This window comes from Aeromonas sp. QDB31, assembly GCF_027707605.1.
In the GTDB taxonomy this organism is placed as follows: Bacteria; Pseudomonadota; Gammaproteobacteria; order Enterobacterales; family Aeromonadaceae; genus Aeromonas; species Aeromonas media.
This window is the reverse complement of record NZ_JAPCIX010000012.1, coordinates 1-22927: the sequence shown is the minus strand read 5'-3', so window position 1 is coordinate 22927 and position 22927 is coordinate 1. Positions and strand designations below refer to the sequence as shown.

21 protein-coding genes and 1 riboswitch are annotated in these 22927 nt (G+C 62.1%); of the genes, 11 read left to right on the top strand and 10 right to left on the bottom strand.

Features of this window, described 5'->3' with window-relative positions; translation table 11 throughout:
- Positions 1-28: 28 nt before the first annotated feature.
- On the bottom strand, positions 29-886 hold the full coding sequence (locus PG898_RS13310; RefSeq protein ID WP_182787106.1) for a DMT family transporter: 858 nt from the start codon (positions 884-886) through the stop codon (positions 29-31).
- Between the two features lie 42 nt (positions 887-928).
- Here PG898_RS13310 and PG898_RS13305 point away from each other — a divergent pair, with 42 nt between their 5' ends.
- Positions 929-1405: a DUF6314 family protein gene (locus PG898_RS13305; protein WP_218410686.1), complete on the top strand. Its 477-nt coding sequence runs from the start codon at positions 929-931 to the stop codon at positions 1403-1405.
- Positions 1406-1510: 105 nt separating this feature from the next.
- Here PG898_RS13305 and PG898_RS13300 read toward each other — a convergent pair whose 3' ends face one another.
- Both PG898_RS13300 and PG898_RS13295 read right to left on the bottom strand, forming a co-directional pair.
- Entirely contained in the window at positions 1511-1672 is a 162-nt protein-coding gene (locus PG898_RS13300; protein ID WP_005326376.1) for a hypothetical protein, read from the bottom strand.
- A complete protein-coding gene (locus PG898_RS13295) occupies positions 1657-2556 on the bottom strand; it encodes a DMT family transporter (protein ID WP_270824395.1) in 900 nt (299 codons plus the stop codon). The genes PG898_RS13300 and PG898_RS13295 overlap by 16 nt, the downstream gene beginning before the upstream one ends.
- Positions 2557-2646: 90 nt before the next feature.
- Here PG898_RS13295 and PG898_RS13290 point away from each other — a divergent pair, with 90 nt between their 5' ends.
- Positions 2647-3606, top strand: coding sequence for a LysR family transcriptional regulator (locus tag PG898_RS13290; protein WP_270824396.1), 960 nt, complete (start codon positions 2647-2649; stop codon positions 3604-3606).
- On the opposite strand, the gene trpS is transcribed toward PG898_RS13290, so the two are convergent.
- Positions 3585-4598: a tryptophan--tRNA ligase gene (trpS, locus tag PG898_RS13285; protein WP_270824397.1), complete on the bottom strand. Its 1014-nt coding sequence runs from the start codon at positions 4596-4598 to the stop codon at positions 3585-3587. The two genes, PG898_RS13290 and trpS, sit on opposite strands and share 22 nt — an antisense overlap.
- Positions 4599-4790: 192 nt before the next feature.
- Positions 4791-5225, bottom strand: coding sequence for a universal stress protein (locus tag PG898_RS13280; RefSeq protein WP_005326399.1), 435 nt, complete (start codon positions 5223-5225; stop codon positions 4791-4793).
- A gap of 441 nt (positions 5226-5666) precedes the next feature.
- On the opposite strand from PG898_RS13280, the gene fabV reads away from it, so the two are divergent.
- Positions 5667-6854 carry an enoyl-ACP reductase FabV gene (gene fabV, locus PG898_RS13275; RefSeq protein ID WP_270824398.1) on the top strand — a complete coding sequence of 396 codons (1188 nt, stop codon included), beginning with the start codon at positions 5667-5669 and terminating at the stop codon, positions 6852-6854.
- A 143-nt stretch (positions 6855-6997) separates the two neighbouring features.
- Here fabV and PG898_RS13270 read toward each other — a convergent pair whose 3' ends face one another.
- A complete protein-coding gene (locus PG898_RS13270) occupies positions 6998-8773 on the bottom strand; it encodes a diguanylate cyclase domain-containing protein (RefSeq protein ID WP_041207114.1) in 1776 nt (591 codons plus the stop codon).
- Between the two features lie 209 nt (positions 8774-8982).
- On the opposite strand from PG898_RS13270, the gene ftnA reads away from it, so the two are divergent.
- Both ftnA and PG898_RS13260 read left to right on the top strand, forming a co-directional pair.
- Positions 8983-9507 carry a non-heme ferritin gene (gene ftnA, locus PG898_RS13265; RefSeq protein WP_005326403.1) on the top strand — a complete coding sequence of 175 codons (525 nt, stop codon included), beginning with the start codon at positions 8983-8985 and terminating at the stop codon, positions 9505-9507.
- A 154-nt stretch (positions 9508-9661) separates the two neighbouring features.
- Entirely contained in the window at positions 9662-10846 is a 1185-nt protein-coding gene (locus PG898_RS13260; RefSeq protein WP_041206615.1) for an NAD(P)/FAD-dependent oxidoreductase, read from the top strand.
- Positions 10847-10928: 82 nt separating this feature from the next.
- On the opposite strand, the gene PG898_RS13255 is transcribed toward PG898_RS13260, so the two are convergent.
- A complete protein-coding gene (locus PG898_RS13255) occupies positions 10929-12149 on the bottom strand; it encodes an MFS transporter (RefSeq protein WP_270824399.1) in 1221 nt (406 codons plus the stop codon).
- A gap of 222 nt (positions 12150-12371) precedes the next feature.
- Here PG898_RS13255 and leuE point away from each other — a divergent pair, with 222 nt between their 5' ends.
- From leuE to PG898_RS13235, 4 genes are all read left to right on the top strand, one after another.
- Entirely contained in the window at positions 12372-13010 is a 639-nt protein-coding gene (gene leuE, locus PG898_RS13250; protein ID WP_005326407.1) for a leucine efflux protein LeuE, read from the top strand.
- Positions 13011-13217: 207 nt separating this feature from the next.
- Entirely contained in the window at positions 13218-14891 is a 1674-nt protein-coding gene (locus PG898_RS13245) for a sensor histidine kinase (protein ID WP_005326409.1), read from the top strand.
- A gap of 129 nt (positions 14892-15020) precedes the next feature.
- Positions 15021-15752, top strand: coding sequence for a LytR/AlgR family response regulator transcription factor (locus PG898_RS13240; RefSeq protein WP_005326410.1), 732 nt, complete (start codon positions 15021-15023; stop codon positions 15750-15752).
- A 109-nt stretch (positions 15753-15861) separates the two neighbouring features.
- Positions 15862-17058: an L-lactate MFS transporter gene (locus PG898_RS13235; RefSeq protein WP_270824400.1), complete on the top strand. Its 1197-nt coding sequence runs from the start codon at positions 15862-15864 to the stop codon at positions 17056-17058.
- Between the two features lie 71 nt (positions 17059-17129).
- Here PG898_RS13235 and PG898_RS13230 read toward each other — a convergent pair whose 3' ends face one another.
- Positions 17130-18254, bottom strand: a complete 1125-nt coding sequence (locus tag PG898_RS13230; protein ID WP_270824401.1) for a 5-(carboxyamino)imidazole ribonucleotide synthase — start codon at positions 18252-18254, stop codon at positions 17130-17132.
- Positions 18251-18760 carry a 5-(carboxyamino)imidazole ribonucleotide mutase gene (gene purE, locus PG898_RS13225; RefSeq protein WP_025325239.1) on the bottom strand — a complete coding sequence of 170 codons (510 nt, stop codon included), beginning with the start codon at positions 18758-18760 and terminating at the stop codon, positions 18251-18253. Before purE ends, PG898_RS13230 begins: the two co-directional genes overlap by 4 nt.
- A gap of 209 nt (positions 18761-18969) precedes the next feature.
- Positions 18970-19147, top strand: a riboswitch (cobalamin riboswitch).
- A gap of 52 nt (positions 19148-19199) precedes the next feature.
- On the opposite strand from purE, the gene PG898_RS13220 reads away from it, so the two are divergent.
- Together PG898_RS13220 and murI are read left to right on the top strand one after the other, a co-directional pair.
- Positions 19200-21035: a TonB-dependent receptor domain-containing protein gene (locus tag PG898_RS13220; protein WP_226170935.1), complete on the top strand. Its 1836-nt coding sequence runs from the start codon at positions 19200-19202 to the stop codon at positions 21033-21035.
- Positions 21036-21150: 115 nt separating this feature from the next.
- On the top strand, positions 21151-21939 hold the full coding sequence (murI, locus tag PG898_RS13215; protein ID WP_270824402.1) for a glutamate racemase: 789 nt from the start codon (positions 21151-21153) through the stop codon (positions 21937-21939).
- A gap of 4 nt (positions 21940-21943) precedes the next feature.
- Here murI and PG898_RS13210 read toward each other — a convergent pair whose 3' ends face one another.
- Positions 21944-22435, bottom strand: a complete 492-nt coding sequence (locus PG898_RS13210; RefSeq protein WP_202047961.1) for an RNA recognition motif domain-containing protein — start codon at positions 22433-22435, stop codon at positions 21944-21946.
- Positions 22436-22927: the final 492 nt, after the last annotated feature.

Sequence of the window (22927 nt, the reverse complement as noted above, 5' to 3'; positions counted from 1 at the left end):
GGCCTGTACCCGCAGGCCTGGTGGTTCGTCAGTCCGCGCTATGCGCCGGCTGACGCTGGCAGATCCAGAGGGAGGCCAGCATCAGCAGGGCACCGACGCTGAGCCTGAACAGATCCGTATCCTTGCCCCAGAGCACCAGATTGACCAGCAGACCAGCGGGGATCAGGGCGTTGTTCATGATGGCCAGCACGCCGCTGCTCACCAGGGTGGCCCCCTTGTTCCACAGGAAGTAGCCGAGCCCGGAAGCGCCAATCCCCAGCCACAACAGAATGCCCCACTGCAATCCACTCGTCGGGTATTGTGGTTGGCCCAGCAGCCACCAGGCGGGCAGGGCGATCACCAGGGCCCCCAGATAGAAACAGCCGAACACCGCCAGCTGGGGCGGTTGCTGCGCCTCTCGCGCCAGCAGCACCTTGTAGCCCACCTGGCCCAGGGCGAAGCAGAGGTTGGCTCCCTGCACCACCAGGAATCCCATCACATAGCTCTCGGTCAGGCCGTCGAAGCGGATGACGGCCGCCCCCAGCACCGCCAGCAGCGCCCCCCACAGGTAGGTCGGCTTGAAGCGCCCTTCCAGCAGATCGTGGATCAGGGTGACGTAGATGGGGGTGAAGATGGTGAACACCAGCACTTCCGGCACCGTCAGCAGCAGGAAGGAGTGGTAATAGAACAGATACATGATGCCGAGCTGGATGGCGCCGAGTGCCATCAGCTTGACCACCAGATCGGGGCGCAGCCAGCGGCGGCGCAGGAAGGGCAGGAACACCAGGCTGGCGAGGGCGATGCGGGTCAGCACCGAGAAGTAGGCGTCCACCTGGCCGGCGAGGTAGACCCCGATCAGGCTGAAGGAGAAGGACCAGAGCAGGGTAACCCCTATCAAGTAGTTCATGTGATTGAATTGTCGTCAGTTGTCAATTTGGAGGGCGCTATGATGGCCGAGTTGGAAAGCGCGATCCAGCGTTTATGGGAACAGTTGCCACGGATCGGCACTTTTGCCTTCGAGGCGAGCAACGGAGCGGGCTCTGCGACCGACTGGAACGGCCGTGGCGAGGGGGAGGTGCGGGTGACCGATCATCAAGGTGGCTGGCTGTTTACGGAGCAGGGGCGCTACACCACGCCCCATGGCCGGGTGCTCGCCATGCACAACAGCTTCTGGTGGCAGCGCGGCGAGTGGGGGATCAGCCTCTCCCACCTTCGCCACCAGGCGCCGGTGCTGCTGTTCGAGCTGCTGCCCCAGGGGGACGGGCGCTGGCTCACCGCCGAGGCGCACCTGTGCGGCCAGGATCACTACAGCGCCGAGCTGACCGAAACCGGCGAAGGCTTCCTGCTCGCCTGGCAGATCACGGGGCCGCGCAAGAACGAGCGGCTCAGCTACCGCTACTGCTCTGAGGGCGGGAAACCGGCATAAAAAAACCGGCGCAGAGCGCCGGTAGCGGGGACAAATCGGAGGTTTTTTTAAAAACGGTCCCAAAAACAGGAGAGATATACTCTCGTCACACATTAGAGATGGCATTCAGGCATTCAGGGCATAGCTCAGCATGGCCTGCAGCTTGCTGTCGAAGAACCAGGGCAGGGTCAGCATCAGCAGGCCGAGCAGTCCGGCCAGCCGGTGGCGATACTGCCAGCCGGCTATCAGCACCAGACCGCCGCACAGGGTGGTCAGGATGCCTGACATAGGCTGGCCTCCCGACGAGTACGGCGCTGCTGGGCCCACTGGTTCAGAGCGACCGATCCCAGGATCAGCGCCAGTGCCACGGCCGTGGTGGAATGCACCTGTTCGCCGAGGAACAAGGCGCCCAGCATGACGCCGAACAGCGGCACCAGGTAGTTGCTGAAGGAGGCGAACGTCGGGCCCGCTTTCTGGATCAGCGCCATGTAGAGGAAGTAGACCAGACCAGTACAGAACACCCCCAGCACGGTCACGGCGCCGATGGCCTGCTGGCTTGGCAGGGTGAGCGCGCTCAGATCGGTGACGAAGGGCGCGGCCAGCAGCAGCTGGATGGCCGAGGAGATCAGTATGTTGCGGGCCACCACCACGGGGTGGTCCTTGGCGAAGCGCTTGATCATCAGCAGGCCGATGGCGAAGCAGCTGGCGCCGAACAGTATGGCCATGGCACCGAGCAGACCGGCGTTCATGCCGTTGGCCAGTTTCGGCCAGAACAGCACCAGCACGCCGACGAAGCCGATGACCACGGAGAGAAGACCGTCCTTGGTGATTCTTTCACCAGAAATAAACAGGGGCGCAGCCAGAATGGTCACAAAGGGGATACAACCCATGACCACGGCGGCGATGGCGCTGTCCACATACTGCTGACCCCAGGCCACCATGATGAAGGGGATGGTGGCATCGAGCAGGGCGATCAACATATAGGTGCGCCAGGGGGTGTGCTCGCTCTTGAGGCGCATGAACAGGCAGAGCAGACCCAGGGTCAGGCTGCCGCACAGGGCGCGACCGGCCGCCACCATGATGGGGGGCAGTTCGGTGACGGCTTGATGCATGAAAATGAACTGGGAGCCCCACAACAGGCCAATCGCCAGCAACAACAGATAGCTACGCATTTTAATCTCCGTGTAATTCGCCTGCGCATTCTATGCAATCTGCTACTATGCCAAAAATGAATTGTCGTCATTCTACTATGGCCAATATCGATGGAAATCCCCCTTTCCCGCCTCGACCTCAACCTGCTCAATGTGTTCGACATGCTGATGCAGGAGCGCAACGTCACCCGTGCCGCCGAGCGGCTGCACCTCTCCCAGTCCACCGTCAGCCATGCGCTGGGGCGGTTGCGTACGGCGCTGGATGACCCCCTGTTTGTCATGAGCCGGCGCGAGATGATGCCGACCGAGCGGGCCAAGGCGCTGGCCGGGCCGGTGCGCCAGGCGTTGGCCATGCTGGAGCAGGGCTTGCGCCAGGCCAAGGGATTCGATCCCGCCAGCGCCCAGCGGGTGTTTCGCATCGCCACCCCGGGCTCGGTGGAGCACGGCCTGGTGCCGACCCTGGTGGAGCGCATGGTGCAGCAGGCGCCCCATTGCCGGCTGGAGGTGTGCGAGCTGGCGGACAGTGACTACGAGCGGGAGCTGGAGAAGGGGGAGCTGGATCTGGTGATCGGTTTTGCGGGCGCCAACCATCTCTCCCCTCGCTTGTGGCGCGAGGAGTGGTTCAGCAATCCCCTGGTCTGCCTGTCACCCTTTGGCAGCGAGCTGCCCGATGAGCTGGGGCCGGACGAGCTGGTGAGTCGCCCCCACATCCACACCTCCAGCTGGGGGCACAGCCAGGCCATGGTGGATCTCTGGCTGGCCCGCTTCGGGGTGGCGCGGGAGCTGGGGGTGCGGCTGCCAAGCTTTATGGCGGTGCCGCAGCTGATGGCGACCGGCCGCTATCTGGTGGTGGTGCCCGAGATGATAGGGCGCCACTTCTGCCGCTACTACCCGTTGCGGCTGCATCAGCTGGAGCCCGCCATTCCCATCGTCTACCTGATGGCGGGCCACCCGCTCAGCGCCCACGACGAGGCGATCGGCTGGTTCAAGGGGCTGCTGCACCGGCTCGCCTTCGAGCGCTACGGTGCAGACGCGCTGGGGGCGCCGACTCAGCGCAACCCGGCGAAGTAGTCCAGCCCCATCGCCCCCTTCACCTCAGCCAGCACCTCGTCGGTGAGGGCGCGGGCCTGCAAGGTGCCCTGCTGCAACAGGCGCAGCAGCTGCTCCTTGTCGGCTATGGCCGCCTGACGCCGCTCCCGCATGGGGGCGAGCAGAGTCTGCAGGCAGTCGTTCAGCACCTGCTTGCAGCGCATGTCGCCGAGCCCGCCGCGCTGGTAGTGGGCCTTCATCTCGGCTACCAGCGCCTTGTCCGGGTGGAAGGCATCCAGATAGGCGAACACAGTATTCCCTTCGACCTGGCCCGGATCGCTCACCCTGAGGTGGTTGGGGTCGGTATACATGGCAAACACCGCCTGTTTCACCTCATCGCTCGACATGCCTAGCTCTATGGTGTTGCCGAGGGACTTGGACATCTTGGCCTTGCCGTCGATGCCGGGCAGGCGGCCGGTGTCGCTCAGGATGGGCTGACATTCGGTCAGCACTTCCTTGCCCACCAGGGCGTTGAAGCGGCGCACAATCTCGTTGGTCTGCTCCAGCATGGGCAGCTGATCCTCGCCGACCGGCACATGGGTGGCGCGAAAGGCGGTGATGTCGGCGGCCTGGCTGACGGGATAGACCAGAAAACCGGCCGGCAGGCTGCGCTCGAACCCTTTCTGCTGGATCTCGGCCTTCACCGTAGGGTTGCGCTCCAGCCGGGCGACGCTGACCAGATTGAGGTAATAGGTGGTGAGCTCGGCGAGGGCGGGCAGGGCGCTCTGCAGGCAGAAGGTGGTCTTGGCCGGATCCAAGCCGGCGGCCAGGTAGTCGGCCATCACCTCCAGCACGTGATCTGTCACCTTGGCCGGGTTGTGGCCGTTGTCGGTCAGCGCCTGCAGATCGGCGATCATCACGAACTGGCGGTAATGGTGCTGGGCCTCGACGCGCTGGCGCAGGGATCCGACGTAGTGGCCTATGTGCAGTTTGCCGGTGGGGCGATCGCCGGTCAGGATAATGGGGTCGTGCATGTCACTCTCTCCGATTGGGGTGGGCCGGGAGGCGACAAAGGGATGAAAACAATGACCGCCTCTCGGCGGTCACGGTGTTTTCTTCTGGGAATTTCACATAGAAAAGCGGTGCCGCCTGTTTATAAGCAGCACCACCAGTTGTTGCGATTGAAAGCAGTGATATTCATGGATAAACAAGCTACGCCTGTTTAATCACTTCTGCAAGGGCACCACCAGCAGATCGCAGGGCACCGTATTCATCAGCTGGCGGGCGCTGGAGGTGAGCAGGCTCCAGAAACTCTGGCGATGGCCGCACACCAGCAGGTCTATCTGGTAATCCTTGACCGCCTGGTTGACTCGCTCGCTCAGATCGCCGCAGATCACCAGCTTCTTCTCGATGGGGTAGTCCACCGAGGCCAGGAAGGTCTCGAGCTTCTCTTTCGCTTCGGCGATCACCTGATCCTGCACGTTGTCGATGTCGATATCGATCATCTCGGTGTAGAGATCCTTGAGGTCCACGTCCACATGGATCACCGACAGCTTGGCGCCATTGGAACGGGCCCGGTCGACCGCCTTGTCGATCACCTTGCGGTTGTCTTCCGACAGGTCGATCGCGGCCAGTATGTGCTTGTAATAGGTTCCACTCATGGGAGTTCTCCTCACTGATCCTGGATTCACTATACCAATGTCCGCTGAAACTAAAACGGCGATGTCACCACAGTTTCGGGATTTGCATGGAAAACCCGTACGCCCCGGTTGCCATCTCGAGGACAAGGTCGCACATATTTTGAACAGGATTTTGAAGCCGATCACAACCGGTCTATTGCCCCGATCCAGGGAGAAGAATAGGATGTGCCCGTGCTTCGCAATGAACACAACACAACAAAAAGCATCTGAATAACGCTTTGGGGAGCCTTGTGCTCCCTCTTGTTTTTATGCCCCCCTTTCTTGCCCATATGCCGCCCGACATCAAGGTAATCACCGGCTTCTTGGTTATGCTCTAGCCAATTCCCGTGGAGACGCTGGCGATGATCGATGTGCTAGCGGCCGCCGCTCCTCGTATTCCATCGATTCCTTGGAGATTCATTCATGATCATTCATCCCCAGATCCAGGGCTGCGTCGCCCGCAACTGCCACCCCATCGGTTGCCGTGCCGCCGTGCAGCAGCAGATCGCCAGCGTCAAGGGGGCGGGCTCCTTCAACGGGCCCAGGCGGGTGCTGGTGCTGGGTGCCTCCTCCGGCTTCGGGCTGGCGTCTCGCATCGCGCTGACCTTCGGCGCCGGCGCAGATACTCTGGGCATCTCGTTCGAACGCGGGCCCTCCGACAAGGGGCTCGGCAGCGCGGGCTGGTACAACAACATCTGGTTTCGACAGGCGGCGGAGCAGGAGGGGCGCATCGCCATCAACCTGATCGGCGATGCCTTCTCGGACGCCCTGCGTCAGCAGGCCATCGACGCCATCCGCCAGCAGCTGGGGCAGGTGGATCTGGTGATCTACTCCCTGGCCAGCGGCATCCGGGTGCTGCCGGATGGCCGGCAGGTGCGCTCCGTGCTCAAGACCACGGGCCAGCCCTTCAGCGGCTGGGGGCTGGATCTGGAACAGGACGCCCTGGTGCAGCAATCCCTGGCGACTGCCACTCCGGAGGAGATCCGCGACACCGTCACCGTGATGGGCGGTGAGGACTGGCAGCTCTGGCTGCAGGCGCTGCAGCAGGCGGATTGTCTGGCCCCAGGGGTGCAGACAGTCGCCTACTCCTACATTGGCCCGGAATCCACTTATCCCCTTTATAGAGACGGCACCATCGGCTACGCCAAGGAGCACCTGCACGCCACCGCAGAGACCATCAACCTGCAACTAGCCGAGCTCGGCGGCCACGCCTGGGTGTCGGTGTGCAAGGCGTTGGTGACCAAGGCGAGCGCCTATATCCCGGTGCTGCCGGTCTACCTCGGCCTGCTGATGGGGGTGATGAAGGAGCGGGGCGTGCACGAGGGTTGCATCGAGCAGATGCAGCGGCTGTTCGCCGCCAAGATGTACGGGCCCAATGGGGTGGTGGCCGACGGCAACCGGCTGATCCGGATGGATGACCATGAGCTCGACCCGGCCATTCAGGCCGCCGTCTCGGCGCTCTGGCCCAAGGTGACGCCGGACAACTTCCATGCCCTGGGGGACTTCGCCGGGCTGCGCCAGGACTTCATGCAACTCAACGGCTTCGAGCTGCCGGGCGTCGACTATGGGGCACCGGTGGATGTCGCCTCAATGACCGAGCTGCTGCCCTGAGTCCGTTACCTGCCTCAGGCAACATGGCAGGTGAGTTCGGCGGGTTGGTTGGGGCCTGGCGCCAGCATGGTCTGGTTGCGCCCCTGGCATCTGTTGTCTGATGCACGATCATCAAGCAGTCACGATGGCTTCCCGCCCCGGCCTCAGGCGACGTTGCTGACGGGCTGGTTGGAGGTCGGTGCCAGTATGGTCTGGTTGCGTCCCTGACGCTTGGCCTGGTACATGGCCATGTCGGCCCTGTGGATCAGCTGGCTGAGGCTGTCGTCGTCCGGTGATCGCTCTGCCACCCCAATGCTGATGGTCATGTGAGGGGCGGCCAGGTAGGCGATCCGGTTTCTCAACTGCTCGGCCAGCCGCCAGCAGGTGATGCCATCCTGCGCCATGGCCACCAGAAACTCCTCTCCTCCCCAGCGCCCGACCTGTTGCAGATCCGGCGCCCAGTTCTTCAGTTCCCGGGCCAGTTGCCGGATGGCCTGATCGCCGGTCTGGTGGCCGTGGCGGTCGTTGATCTGCTTGAAATGGTCGATGTCGATGATGAGCAGGGTCAGCGGCGCATCCAGCTGCCACTGCTGTTCCAGCCGCTCCAGCAGGGCGCGCCGATTCGGCAGCCCGGTCAGCTGATCGAAGGTGGCGAGCTTGTAGAGGTGGCGCGAGCTGCGGTGCAGCCTGTGGGTGGTGAGTCCGAGCAGGATCAGGGCACCGATCAGCAGGATGACCAGCATCATCTGGTAGTAACGGGCGCTCTGTTGATACAACAGTTGCTGGCGCTTGTTCTCGTTCTCCTGCTGCAAGGCGAGGTTGCTGGCCTCGCTGCGGGCCAGGTCCATCTCGACCTGGAAGGCGGCGGCATGCTGGCTCAGGGTCTGGTTGAAGTGCTGTTTGTAGTGCTGCATGTAGCGGGTCATGACCCCGTAGGCCTCGGAGTAGCGCCCCAGATCGGCCAGCAGTCTGGCCTGCATCGCCTTGCCCTCTATGCTGACCGGGCCTGGCTGGGTCGTCAGCAGTTGCAAGGCCAGCTGGGTCTCCCCCCGTCCCTGCAGCGTTCTGGCACGGATCTCGGTCAGCCGGGAGGCCGCCTGAGGGTAACCCAGCCCCTCATAAATGGCCTGCGCCTCTTCCAGACTCTGCCAGGCCGAGTGCCAGTCTCGCTGTGCATTGAACACCATGGCCTGATAGCCGAGCACGATGGCACGATAGTGCGGTGACAGCCCCGGGGTGGCCAGCAGGGCATCGAGCAGCTCGCGCGCCCGATCGGGGCGTGCCATGTCGATGTAGAGCCGCGCCATGTTGGCACGGATGATGACCTGGCTGTTGGGCTCGTTCAGTCGCACCATCTGCCCGAGGGCATCCTGATAGTAGCTCTCGGCCTCCCGGTGGAGGCTGAGATCGGCATAGAGGTTGCCAAGGGTCATCAGCAGGCGGGCACGCTGCAGGGTGGCGAGGGCGCTTCTTGGCCCTTTCTGCTTGAGCTGGAAGGCGGTCTTGAGCTCGGCGATCGCCTCCTTCAGCTGCTGGGTACGGTAGAGTGCGAGGCCATTGAGGGCATGCCATTCGGACTCCTGCTGGGCATGGCCCAGGACGGCCGGCCTGAGCTGGGTCAGCAGGTGGAGGGCCTGCTCGGGGGCCTCGGTATCCAGGGTCAGGGCAATCTGCTGCAATCTGAAGTCGAGCAGGCGCCGGAGCTCCTGCTGGGCACTGGCCAGCCCGCGGGCGCGGGCGTTGTCCAGCAGGGCCTGCTGGTAACGGCCCAGCGCGGCCTGGGCCAGGGCTCTGGCGTAGAACAGCTCCATGTTTTGCTGCGGGCTGGCGTCGAGGCGTTGCAGGTAGCCGACGGGATCGCGCGCCGCCTGCAATTCTGCCTCTTCCAGCAAGGAGGGAGTGGCATGCAACTGGGTTATCCAGAGCAGCGCCAGTGCCATAATGAATTTCATTGAATCCTTTCCCCGACCACTGGCGCCATCATAATGGCTGACGCTACCTACACCATGTTTCTTTGCTTCTCTATAACCGTATGGGTGACAGGATGAGATGCGTCCGGGTCACAACTGCGAGTGCTGGCCGTCGTATCTGGTTGCGTCAGACTGCAACAGTGGCGACAATCGTGACCAAATCACAGTGGAGAATCATCATGTTGGCCAAAGCCATGATCGAGAAGTTGAACGAGCAGATTAATCTTGAATTCTATTCCTCCAATCTCTACCTGCAGATGAGCGCCTGGTGCGAGGACAAGGGCTTCGAAGGGGCCGCTACCTTTCTGCGCAAGCACGCCGCCGAGGAGCGCCAGCACATGGAGCGCCTGTTCACCTACGTGAGCGAAACCGGTGGCATGCCGCTGCTGGGTGCCATCGATGCGCCTCCCCACGAGTTCAACTCGCTGGGGGACATCTTCCGCACCACCCTGGAGCACGAGTTCCACATCACCAAGTGCATCAACGGCCTGGCCCATGTGGCATTCACCACCCAGGACTACTCCACCTTCAACTTCCTGCAGTGGTACGTGGCCGAGCAGCACGAAGAGGAGAAGCTGTTCAAGAGCATCGTCGATCGTCTGTCGCTGGTGGGCGAGGATGGCAAGGGTCTCTACTTCATCGACAAGGAGCTGGCCGAGCTGGCCAAGGGCGCCCCTGCCAGCATCATGGACGGCAACGCCTGATAGTCGTGGACACTTAGTGTTCAGCCAGTACAATACGGCCCCCCTCGTGGGCCGTTTTCGATTGATGCAGCCATGAAACCGCCGCTGTGGTTTCTGCCGGATGCGATGACGGTCCCTTGGCAGGGGCCGTTTTTCTTTTAATGGGTGAGTGACGATGAAGCAGGTGGATGTGGTGGTGATCGGAGCCGGGGCGGCCGGCTTGATGTGTGCGGCCCAGGCCGGTTATCGGGGGCGATCCGTGCTGCTGCTGGACAACGCCAAGAAACCGGGGCGCAAGATCCTCATCAGCGGCGGCGGTCGCTGCAACTTCACCAACCATCAGGCTGGTCCCCACGCCTTCCTCTCGGGCAATCCGCACTTCTGCAAGTCGGCGCTGGCGCGCTACACCCAGCAGGACTTCATCGATCTGGTGGACAGGCATGGGGTGAATTATCACGAGAAGACCCTGGGCCAGCTGTTCTGTGACGAGAACGCCAAGGAGATAGTCGAGGTGCTGCTCACCGAGTGTGACTGGGCCGGGGTGACCCTGCAGTGCCAGACCGAGATCCTCTCCGTCAACAAGACGGATGACGGCTTCCTGCTCGACACCAGCAAGGGCGAGATCCGTTGCCACTCCCTGGTGGTAGCCACCGGCGGCCTCTCCATGCCCAAGCTCGGCGCCACTCCCTACGGTTTCAAGCTGGCGGAGCAGTTCGGCCTCACAGTGCTGCCCACCCGCGCCGGTCTGGTGCCCTTCACCCTGCATCAGGAACAGAAAGAAGCCTTCGCCGATCTCGCCGGGGTCAGCCTGCCGGTGGCGGTGACCGCCGAGGATGGCACCCGCTTCAAGGAGGCCATGCTGTTCACCCACCGCGGCCTCTCGGGCCCCGCCATCCTGCAGATCTCCTCCTTCTGGCTGGCGGGGGAGAAGATCCACATCAACCTGCTGCCCGAGCTGGATATACCGGCGGCCCTCAAGGCCTGGGCCCAGGCGCACCCTGCTCAGGAGCTGAAGACGGTGCTGGGGCGCGAGCTGCCCAAGCGCTTCGTCGACAAGCTGGTGGAGCTGGGCCAGCTGGTCAGCAAGCCGATGCGCCAGTACAACGAGCGGGAGCTGGACGCGGTGGCCACCCTGCTGGGGGATTGGCAGATACTGCCGAACGGCACCGAAGGCTATCGCACCGCCGAGGTGACCCTGGGGGGGGTAGATACCAACGAGCTCTCCTCCAAGACCATGGAGGCGCGCAAGGTGCCCGGTCTCTACTTCGTCGGCGAGGTGGTGGACGTGACCGGCTGGCTTGGTGGCTACAACTTCCAATGGGCCTGGTCTTCCGGCTGGGTAGCTGGCCAGTACTGCTGACCTACCCTTGCCTTCATCAACTTCAGACGCGGCCTGCTCAGGCCGCGTTTTTTATAGGCGGTATCCCTCGCGGGGCGGCCCACTATCCCTTTCTAAGGGTTGGCAAGAACGCGGTCAGCAGGCCGATGAGCGGCAGGTAGGCGCAGAGCTGGTACACGGTCTCTATGTTGGTCGCATCGGCCAGCTGACCCAGCAGGGCGGCGCCTATGCCCCCCATGCCGAAGGCGAAGCCGAAGAAGAGGCCGGAGATGGTGCCGACCTTGCCGGGCACCAGCTCCTGGGCGTAGACCAGGATGGCTGAGAAGGCCGACGCCAGGACGAGGCCGATGATCACCGAGAGCACCGAAGTCCAGAACAGGTCGACGTGGGGCAGCAGCAGGGTGAAGGGGGCGACGCCCAGGATGGAGATCCAGATCACCCGTTTGCGGCCGATGCGGTCACCGACCGGCCCGCCGAGCACGGTGCCAGCCGCGACGGCAAACAGGAACGTAAACAGATGGAACTGGGCGCTATCCAGCGACAGGCTGAACTTGTCCATCAGATAGAAGGTGTAATAGCTGCTCAGGCTGGTCATGTAGAAGAACTTGGAGAACATCAACAGACCGAGGATGACCAGCGACCAGCCGACCTGGCGGCGGCTCAGGCCACTGCCAGCATGGGCCTTCATCCGCTTGTGGAAGTTGGCCCCGTGATGGCTGGACCAGCGCCCGACCAGGCAGAGCACCATGACACCCACCAGGGCGAACAGCGAGAACCAGGCGGCGCTGCCTTGTCCCTGCGGCACTATGATGAGCGCGGCGAGCAGCGGGCCTATGGCCGAGCCGAGGTTGCCGCCGATCTGGAACAGGGATTGGGCCAGACCCGGCTGGTTGCCAGCCGCCATGCGGGCGACCCGGGAGGATTCCGGGTGGAAGACGGACGAACCCATGCCGATCAGCATGGCCGACAGCAGCACGGCGCCAAAGCTGCCCGCCTGTGACAGGGAGAGCAAGCCGATCAGGGTGAAGCCCATGCCGAGGGGCAGCGAATACGGCATGGGTCTGCGGTCGGTGTAGAGGCCGATCAGCGGCTGCAACAACGAGCCCGTGAACTGGTAGGTAAGGGTGATGAGCCCTATCTGGGTGAACGACAGATCGAGCCCCAGCTTCAACAACGGATAGATGGCCAGCAGCACCGACTGCATCATGTCGTTCAACAGGTGCGAGAAGCTGATGGCGGCAATCACCGGATACGCGGTGGTGTTCAGGGGGTCGGCTGAGGGTGTCGCGGCGATCGGCGTGTCGGTAATCAAGGTCTTGTCCATGGGTGAGGTATCTGCGGTTTCATACTCCCTCTACCATGCCCTATCCCGGTGTATCTGGACATAACCAAAGTGGGCGAACGCCAGGGTGGCTATCGATCGGTGTGCAAGGCGTTCATCCTGAAGGTGTGTGGATGGCAGGTCAGATCTTGTGCTTGGCGCGCGGCGGATTAGTATAGAAAGCCTGCCGCCGCTATCCGGCCCATCGCCCGCCATGGAGGGAACATGTTCGAAAGCCTGGGAGTCATCAACGTCTGGACCTATCTGGTGGGACTCTTCTTCATCATCATTGCGCCGGGACCCAACTCCATTTATGTGCTGCGTACCGCCACCGTACGGGGCATAGGACCGGGCTATCGCGCCGCCCTCGGCGTCTTTGTCGGCGATGCCATCCTCATCTTCTGCGCCTACCTGGGGATCGCCTCCCTCATTCGTACCACCCCCCTGCTGTTTACCCTGGTGCGTTACCTCGGCGCCATCTACCTGCTCTATCTGGGGGTGAAGATCCTCCATGCCAACTTCATTGCCCGGCGTGAAGGGCAGGAGTCTGCGGTCGAGCTGGGGGAGCGTTATTTCTCCAAGGCACTCACCTTGAGCCTCACCAACCCCAAGGCGATCCTCTTCTACGTCTCCTTCTTCGTGCAGTTCATCGACTTCAGCTATGCCCACACCTGGATCTCCTACCTAGTGCTGGCGGGCATGCTGGAAGCCATGAGCTTCGTCTATCTCACCCTGCTGATCTTCGGCGGCACTCTGGTTGCCCGCTTCTTTCGACGTAAACAGGGGCTTGCCCGGTTGGGCAATGGCCTGATCGGCCTGTTTTTCATGGGCTTCGCCGCCAGGCTGGCGACCCTGTCGTCCTGATGCCGTCCTTGCCTTCTCCATCGGGCTGAATATGGCAGCCCGATGCCTCTCTGGTACCTGCCTGCGGTACACTGGGGCCCGATGAGAGGGTCCCTCTCTTTTCAATCCTGCCGTTGTGGTCTCATGTCCCTGATTTGATCGGGGTCAGCCGTCCATGGCCAGATTCCTTCTATAGTGCGCCCCTCGTGGCCATAGGCCGGAGGCCCCATGCTCGAAAATCAGATGATGTTGTTGGCGGTGTTTGAGCGGGCGGCGCTGATGCTGATGACGCTCTTTCTCCTGACCCGCACCCGGCCGTTCCAGCGACTGTTCCAGAAGCGGGATCACACCCCGGCGGAGCTGGTGCTGGTGGCTTCCATCTTCTGCCTGTTTGCGGTGTTCAGCACCTATACCGGCATTCCGGTGGAAGGGGCGCTGATCAATGTGCGGATCATCGCCATCATCTCGGGCGGCATCCTGTTCGGCCCCTGGGTCGGCATTCCGGCCGGGGTCATCTCAGGCCTGCACCGTTACCTCATCGACATGGATGGTCACACCTCGATCCCTTGTCTCATCGCCAGCATCATCGCCGGTCTGCTGGCAACCTGGTTGCACCTGCGCTGCCGCAAGTCGCGGCTCTGGCTCTATGGCATATTGGCGGGCATGCTGTGTGAGGGGCTGACCATGTTGCTGATCTGGCTGCTGACCGAACCCCATGAGGTGGGGGTGGAAATCGTCAGCCACATCGCCTATCCCATGATCGCTGGGGCGCTCTGTATCGGCCTCATCATCAAGCTGGTGCAGGATCTGGATGACGAGAAGGAGCTGATTGCCGCCAAGCAGGCCAAGCTGGCGCTGGACATAGCGAACCAGACGCTGCCCTTCTTCCAGAAGGTTGATCGCCACTCCCTCGGTCAGGTGTGCGGCGTGATCAGGAGCGAGATCCATGCCGATGCGGTGGCCATCACGGATACCCGTGACGTGCTGGCCTACGTGGGGGTCGGCAAGGATTACTACGAGCTGGACGAGCACCACGCCATTAGCGGCATGACCCAGCAGGCGGTGCTGCTCGACCAGATCATCATCAACAACGATCTGCGCCAGTATCACCTCTCCGATTTCCACTCGGTCATCATTATTCCGCTGCGGGAAAACGGCTCGGTGAGCGGCACTCTCAAGATCTACTATCGCCGCACCCACAGCATCACCAGCTCCCTCAAGGAGATGGCGGTGGGCCTCTCCCAGCTCATCTCCACTCAGATGGAGGTGTCGCGCATCGAGCAGCTCAAGGAGATGACCCGCAAGGCGGAGTTCACCGCACTGCAGAGCAAGATCAACCCGCACTTCCTGTTCAATGCCCTCAACGCCATCTCGTCGCTGATCCGCATCCGGCCCCAGCAGGCGCGCCAGCTGATCGCCAATCTGGCGGACTACCTGCGCTACAACCTCAACAAGGGGGATGAGCTCATCGATATTCAGGAGGAGCTGCAGCAGGTGCGTGACTACGTGGCCATCGAGCAGGCCCGCTTCGGCGACAAGCTGGAGGTGGTGTTCGAGGTGGACGACGTACACATTCAGGTGCCGAGCCTGCTGTTGCAGCCCTTGGTGGAAAACGCCATCCTGCACGGCATCCAGCCCCGCAGCGCCCCGGGCCGGGTCATCATAGAGGTGAAACAGCTGGCGGGCGGTATCCGGGTGGCGGTGCGGGACACCGGCTACGGCATCAGCCAGACGGTGATCGACGGGGTGGCCGCCGGCCGGGTGGAGAGCCGCAGCATAGGCCTGATGAACGTGCATCAGCGGGTCAAGCTGCTGTACGGTGACGGCCTGCACCTCAAGCGGCTGGAGCCGGGTACCGAAGTCTGTTTCTATCTGCCGGATCAGGAGGCGATGCCATGTTGAGGGCCATCATGGTTGAGGATAAGGGTGTGCTGCGAGAGGTGTTGTCATGCTGACAGCCATTATTGTCGAAGATGAATGTTTGATACGGGAGGAGCTGGCCTCTCCTGCGTGCCTTCAGGGGGCAATGCCATGCTGAAAGCCATCATAGTGGAAGACGAATATCTGGCTCGGGAGGAGCTGATCTATCTGGTGAACCAGCACAGCCAGATCGAGATAGTGGCGAGCTTCGAGGATGGGCTGGAGGCCTTCAAATACCTGCAGGATCACGAGGTGGACGTGGTGTTCCTGGATATCCAGATCCCCTCCATCGATGGCCTGCTGCTGGCCAAGAACCTGCACAAGTCGAGCCATCCGCCCCACATCGTGTTCGTCACCGCCTACAAGGAGTTCGCGGTGGAGGCGTTCGAGCTGGAGGCGTTCGACTATATCCTCAAGCCCTACAACGAGCCGCGCATCATCAATCTGCTGCAAAAGCTCGAACATGCAGGCAAGTCGCAGGTGGGGCAGGGGAGCGAGCCGGGCACGCCGCACAATCGCACCGTCAATCTGGTGAAGGGGGAGCGCATCATCGTCACCCCCTGCGAGCAGATTTACTATGCGGAAGCGGACGAGAAGCTCACCTATGTCTACACCCGCACCGATCGTTATGTGATGACCATGGCCCTCAGCGAGTTTGTCAGCCGGTTGCCGGCGGAGGGTTTCTTCCGCTGCCACCGCTCCTACTGCGTCAACATCAACAAGATCCGCGAGATAGTGCCCTGGTTCAACAGCACCTATCTCATCCGGCTCCATGATCTGCCGTTCGAGGTGCCGGTCAGCCGCAGCAACATCAAGGCGTTCCGTCAGCTGATGCGCCTCTGATTGTCATTCATGCCCGCCGATCTGCATTTCATGCCTTAATCGATCGGCGCGAGCTGCGTCTTGCCTATAGTGGCCTCAATTTCCTTATGGCCATTCCCCGAGACGCATCATGACTAAAGAGATGAATCGCACCCGGTATCTGACCCTGATCGGTACCATCATCACCCAGTTTGCGCTGGGCTCCGTCTACACCTGGAGCCTGTTCAACGCCCAGCTCTCCGACAAGCTGGACGAGCCGGTCAGTCAGGTGGCGTTTGCCTTCGGTCTGCTCAGCCTCTCCCTGGCGGTGGCCTCCTCCCTGGCAGGCAAGCTGCAGGAGCGGTTCGGGGTGCGCAATGTCACCCTGGGGGCCGGCGTGCTGCTCGGCATCGGCTTCTTCCTCACCGCTCACGCCAGCAATCTGGCCATGCTCTATCTCTGCGCCGGCATTCTGGTGGGCTTCGCCGACGGGACCGGTTACCTGATGACCCTCTCCAACTGCGTGAAGTGGTTCCCGGAGCGCAAAGGGCTGATCTCCGCCTGCTCCATCGGGGCCTATGGTCTCGGCAGTCTCGGCTTCAAGTACATCAACCTGCCGCTGCTCTCCAGCTCCGGCCTTGAGACCACCTTCCAGCTGTGGGGGCTGATTGCCATGTCCATGGTGCTGGTGGGCGGCATGCTGATGAAGGATGCGCCCCAGCAGGCTGCCTCCCTGCAGCAGACCGAGAGCCGCGACTTCACCCTGGCTGAGGCGATGCGCAAGCCGCAGTACTGGATGCTGGCGCTGATGTTCCTCACTGCCTGCATGAGCGGCCTCTACGTCATCGGGGTGGCCAAGGACATCGGCGAGAAGATGGTGGGTTTGCCTGCCGTGGTCGCCGCCAACGCCGTCGCCATCATCGCCATGGCCAACCTGGGTGGTCGTCTGGTGCTGGGCATTCTCTCCGACAAGATGTCCCGCATCCGGGTCATCACCATCGCCCAGCTGATTACCCTGGCGGGTATGGTTCTGCTGCTGTTCGTGCCGCTCAATGCCAACCTGTTCTTCGTGGCGGTGGCCTGTGTGGCCTTCAGCTTCGGCGGCACCATCACCGTCTACCCCTCCCTGGTGAGCGACTTCTTCGGGCTCAACAACCTGACCAAGAACTACGGCGTCATCTATCTGGGCTTTGGCCTGGGCAGCATCATAGGCTCCATCGTGGCTTCCCTGTTTGGCGGCTTCATGGCGACCTTCAACCTCATTCTGGTGTTGCTGGTGGTGGCCCTGGTGCTCTCTCTCACCATACGGCTGCCGGCCCCCGTTGCGGTGGCGGCGGATCGGGGCTGACCTGGTCCCCACTGCGGTAAAAAAGAAGACCCGGGCCTTGGCCCGGGTCTTTTCGTTGGTACCAGCGACGCTTAGCGCGGCGGCAGTCCCAACAGGGTGCGCAGCTGGCTGGCGGTGGCCTCGACCGTCGGCCAGTTGCGGCCGGTGACGGTGACATGGCCCATCTTGCGTCCGGGGCGGGCGTCGCCCTTGCCATAGAGGTGCAGGTGCACGCCGGGCAGGGCCAGGGCGCCGGCCCAGTCCGGCGTACCGTCTTGCCACAGATCACCGAGCAGGTTGAGCAGGATGGCGGGTTGAACCTCAGCCTGTGCCGGCAGGGGCAGATCGCACAGGGCGCGCACCTGCAGCTCGAACTGGCTGCAGCCGGCGTTGTCGATGCTGGGGTGGCCCGAGTTGTGAGGGCGGGGCGCCATCTCGTTGACCAGCAGCGCGCCGCCGACCAGGAAGAACTCCACCGTCAGCACCCCCACATAGTCGAGGGCGGCGATGATGTGCTCGGCGATACGCTGGGCCTCTGCCTCCAGGGCCGGGACATTGGCCGGGGAGCGGGTCTGATCCAGGATGCCACCGCTGTGCCAGTTCTGCACCAGGGGCAGGGCGCTGATGGCACCGCTCGGGCTGCGGGCCAGGGTGAGGGCAAACTCCCCTTCCAGCGGCAGGCGTTTCTCCAGCACGCAGGGCACGCCGCTGGCGGCCAGGGCCGCTGGCAATTCGCCCGCATTGTGGATAGTCCACTGTCCTTTGCCGTCGTAGCCTTCGCGGGCCGTCTTGAGAATGGCGGGGAAGAGGTCGCTGGGCAGGGCCGGCAGCGGCTCACCCGGCAACAGGGTCAGGTTCGGGGCGACCGGCACGCCGGCGTGGGTCAGGAAGGCTTTCTCTTCCCGGCGATCCTGACAGACACGCACGGCGCTGGCCGCAGGGCGCACCGGCAGGTGCTGCTCCAGCAGGGCCAGGGAGGCTGCCGGTACGTTCTCGAACTCGCAGGTGACGGCATCACAGCGACGAGCCAGCTCGGCCAGCGCCTCGGCGTCGTCATAGGCCGCCACTATCTGGGCGTCGGCCGCGGCGCCGGCGATGCTGGCGGGATCCGGATCCAGCACTATCACCTGATAACCGAGGCGATGGGCCGACATCACGAAATAGCGGCCGAGCTGGCCGCCCCCTAGCATGCCGAGGGTAGCGGGGGGCAGTATCATGCCGGGTCCTCCAGTTGCAGGGCCAGCACCCGATCGCGCTCGTTGGCGCGGAAACTGTCGAGCTGCTGGTGATAACGAGGGGCGTCGCCATCCTGGGCAACCGACAGCAGGGAGACGGCAAACAGACCGGCGTTGGCGGCACCCGCCTCGCCGATGGCGAAGGTGGCGACCGGCACCCCTTTGGGCATCTGCACTATGGAGAGCAGGGAGTCCATCCCCTTGAGCTGACGGGTCGGGATGGGCACACCGAGCACAGGCACTGTGGTCTTGGCGGCCAGCATGCCCGGCAGGTGGGCGGCCCCGCCAGCCCCGGCGATGATGGCGCGCAGACCGCGTTCGCGGGCACTGGCGGCATATTCGAACAGCAGATCCGGGGTGCGATGGGCTGAGACGACGCGCGCTTCATAGGGCACGCCGTGCTCCTTGAGGATGCGGGCGGCCGCTTGCATCACGGGCCAATCGGAGTCAGAGCCCATTACCAGGCCGATCATTGGGGGGGTCGTCATTACGGCTTCCTCGGGGGTGTCAAACGTTTGCCGCATGTTACCAAAAAGCCGTGGGACCTGGCTCAACATTTCTTGCGTCTGACCCCTTCAGATTGCGCCCAACGGCAGCCATGACAGAGGTGCAGGGCGGTAATTGTGCCACTCGACACCCTCTTGTGGGAAAAATGATGACAGAAATCCAGATGGCTATACATCCAATCCTGCTGTGCCTATAATCCCCCCGCTTTGGCGCATCATGCTTAAAAGGGAATCCGGTGAGAATCCGGAGCTGGCGCGCAGCGGTAAGGGGGAACGAAGCGACATCAGGGCACTGCCGTCAGGTGGGAAGCCGTCGCTGTAGGCCATCAGCCCCCAAGCCCGAAGACCTGCCAAAGTTCGTATTTCGGGCCGAGAGAAACCGGCCACGAAGTAGATGCTTACGCGAACTTAAGGATCTCTCATGTCCAAGAAATTATTGGCGGCTGCCCTGTTGCCAACGGCGGCCTTTGCCCAGTCTTCCCTTCCTGCCAATGACACCATGGTGGTCACCGCCAATCGGGTGGAACAACCCGTCAGTTCTGTGCTGGCCCCTGTGGTGGTGATCGATCGCGCCGAGATTGAATCCCGCCAGGTATCGAGCCTGACGGATCTGCTCAAGACCCTGCCAGGGGTACAGATCACCACCCTGGGTGGCCGGGGTCATATGAGCAGCCTCTTCATCCGCGGCACCAACTCCAACCACTCCCTGGTGCTGATGAATGGCCGCCCCATCGCCGCCATGGTGGCTGGCACGCCGGATCTCAGCCAGATCCCGCTTGGCAACATAGAGCGGGTCGAGTACATCCGCGGGCCGCGCGCCGCCGTCTACGGCTCGGATGCCATAGGTGGTGTCATCAACCTCATCACCAAGACCTCAGCCAAGAATGGCAGCGAGACCCACCTGAAGGGGGGCGCAGGCAGCCATGGATATGGTCAGGGCCAACTGCGCACCGTGCAGGCCCTGGGTCAGCAGACCGACATGAACCTGCTGGTGGGCTATGAGCGGACCGATGGGTTCGACGTGGTGGCCGGTGCCCAGCAGCCGGATCGGGACGGTTTCGACAGCCTCAATGGCCAGGTCGGGATGAACCATGCCTTCAACGACGCCTGGAGTGCCGATTTCAACGCCCAGGGTTATGACAACCAGACCGAGATGGATGACGCCTATCAGTCGGCCGACCAAAGCCGGGTGAAGGCCTTCCAGTACGACGGTGGCCTCAAGTTCCAGAGCGCGACCCTGACCAGCCGGCTGGAAGCCAGCTACGGCGAGAACAAGCTGAAGAGCTGGCTGGAGAGCCAGGGGGAATCCAGTGCCCAGCCGATCCACACCGGCTTGACCCGCTTCTCCTGGATCAACAGCTGGAGCGGCATCGAGGGGCTCAACCTGACCGGTGGCGCCGATTGGCAGCAGGAGCAGATGAAGTCCGATTCGCGCAGCTATGGTCAGGCCTTCAATGCCCCGGATCGCGACAATACAGGTCTGTTTGCGGTGGGCAGCTATCGCTGGCAGGCCCTGCTGTGGGAGCTGTCCGGCCGCACCGATGACAACGAGCAGTATGGTCGTCACAACACCTGGTCCGCCGCCAGTGGGCTGGACATCGACGACAACCACAATGTGCGGTTGAGCTACGGCACCGGCTTCAAGGCGCCGACCTTCCTCGATCTCTACTATCCCGGTTATGAGAACCCGGATCTGAAGCCGGAAGAGAGCAAGAACCTGGAGCTGGACTTCTCTGGCCGTTATACCGCCTGGGATTGGTCAGTTAACCTCTATCGCAACCAGATCCAGAACCTGATTTCCTGCCAGAGCGCTTTCTCCAGCTGCAAACCGGACAACACGGATGCCGAGATCCGCGGCGTGGAGGTGGCGCTGGGGCTGGAAACCGGTCCGCTCCATCATGATCTGAGCTTCGATTACACCAAGACCGAAGACAAGAACGACGGCGATCAGCCGCTGCTGCGCCGCGCCAAGCAGAAGGCGAGCTGGCTGACACAGGCACAGCTGGGCCCGGTGGATCTGTCGACCGAGCTGCTCTACGTGGGCAAGCGTGACGACAAGAACTTCAGCAGCTTCCCCGCAGAGCGGGTGGTGCTGAGCTCTTACACCCTGGTCAATTTGGGGGCCAGCTACGGGGTGACACCTGCGCTGACCCTGGGCGGTCGCATCGACAACCTGTTCGATCGTGACTATGTTCCGGCCTATGGCTATGCCTCACCGGGCACCGAGTTCAAGCTGACCGCCGACTACCGTCTCTGATCCGCTGCTCTACTTATATAGAGAGGAAAAAGCGAGGCCCCGTCTTGTACGGGGCCTTTTCTATTGGCCGTTGGCGGGAGTATGATCGCCGCCTCGCATTCAAGGGGGAGCTCTGGTGGCCAATATTCTCGTGTTCGACTCCGGTATGGGCGGCTTGACCGTCTATGGGGAAATCCGTCGCACCCTGCCGGCACACAACTATTTCTACTGCTTCGACAACGCCCACTTCCCCTATGGCGAGTTGAGCGAACCAGAGCTGATTTCTGCCTGCACCGGCTTGGTCAGCCACATGGTGGCCGCACACGCCATCGATCTGGTGGTGATCGCCTGCAACACGGCCAGCACCATAGCCCTGCCATCTCTGCGAGCCACCCTGAGCATTCCTGTGGTAGGCGTGGTTCCCGCCATCAAGCCTGCCGCCGCCCTGACCCGCAATGGCTGCATCGGTTTGCTGGCAACCCCGGGCACCGTCAGCCGTGAATATACCCATGAGCTCATCACCCAGTTCGCGCCGGGCAAGCGGGTGTTGCTCAAGGGGGCTACCGAGCTGGTGATCGAGGCCGAGCGCAAGCTGGCGGGACAGCCGGTCAACATGGCTCTGCTGCGAAAGGTGCTGGCTGACTGGATAGAAGGGGAGGAGAGACCGGATACCCTGGTACTGGGTTGTACCCATTTCCCGCTGCTGGGGGATGAAATCCGGCAACTGATGCCGGAGTGCCAACTGGTGGATTCGGGTAATGCGGTGGCAAGGCGGGTGGCCCATCTACTGGCCGCGCTTCCATCCACCCTCATCGGTGAAGGACAGGGCCATGCCTATTGCAGCCTGCTGGATGCCCGGGCCCAAAAACTGACAGCCCCCTTGCAAGCATGGGGGCTGTCATCACTCGAAGAGGTGTTGTGCTGAGTCTTCAGGCGTCGACGTCGGCGCCTTCCCTCTCATCTCTGTCCCGCTTGTCGTTGGCTTCACGTACCTTGAGGGTGCGCTGCTGATACTCCTTGTCATTGAGCGCGGCTATGGCCTTGGCCGCATCGGCGACCGGCATCTCAACAAATCCGAAGCCCCTGCGCTTGCCAGTGGCCTTGTCTTTCATCAGACGGACGGAAATCACCAGACCCTGCTCGGCAAAGAGCTCGCGCACGGCAATCTCGTTGGCACGGTAGGGCAGGTTGCCTACATATAAGGTGCATGTTTCTTGGCTGGCATTCTGCTCGGCCGCAGCAGCAGGAGCCCGGTTAAGGAACAGCGGTACCACGAAACCGCCAATGGCCAGACCTACGGCAAAAATCACTTCGGCTTTCAGGGAAAACTGCAGGGCCTGGGCAACCAGATAACCGACCAGCGCCAACACCAGAGCGAGAACGGCCGCCTGCACATAAACGGGAAACTTGGATAAATTCATCTTTAAAGACCTTTTGTAAATGAAAGCAAAAAAGGTGCAACACTCTATTCACCTCCATGGTAACCAGCTTTACGACAGGACGCTACCATGGACCACTAGGGACACATTATCCGCTTCAGTATGGCATTCCTTAAGCAAGGAAGACCCGGTTAAATGCCAATAAAACAGAGCTGAAATCATTGGCTTGTGGATAACATTGTATATATACACTGGGTAAGCTGTTTCTAACTGGATAATTTGAAGTTTCCGTGACTTTCTTCAAAAAATCCCTTGTCATCGTGATCTGGCTCCCTATAATGCGCCCCTACCAGCACGGCGGAACACGCCGGACTGATGAGTCAGCTTCCTTGTGAAGCAGGCGCCGAAAGAAAAGCGAAAACAACCGCTTGACTTTCGAAGTGAGGAGCGTAAGATGCGCCTCCTCAACGCGATAAGCGTGACGCTCTTTAACAATTTGAATCAAGCAATCTGTGTGGGCACTCACAGCATCGA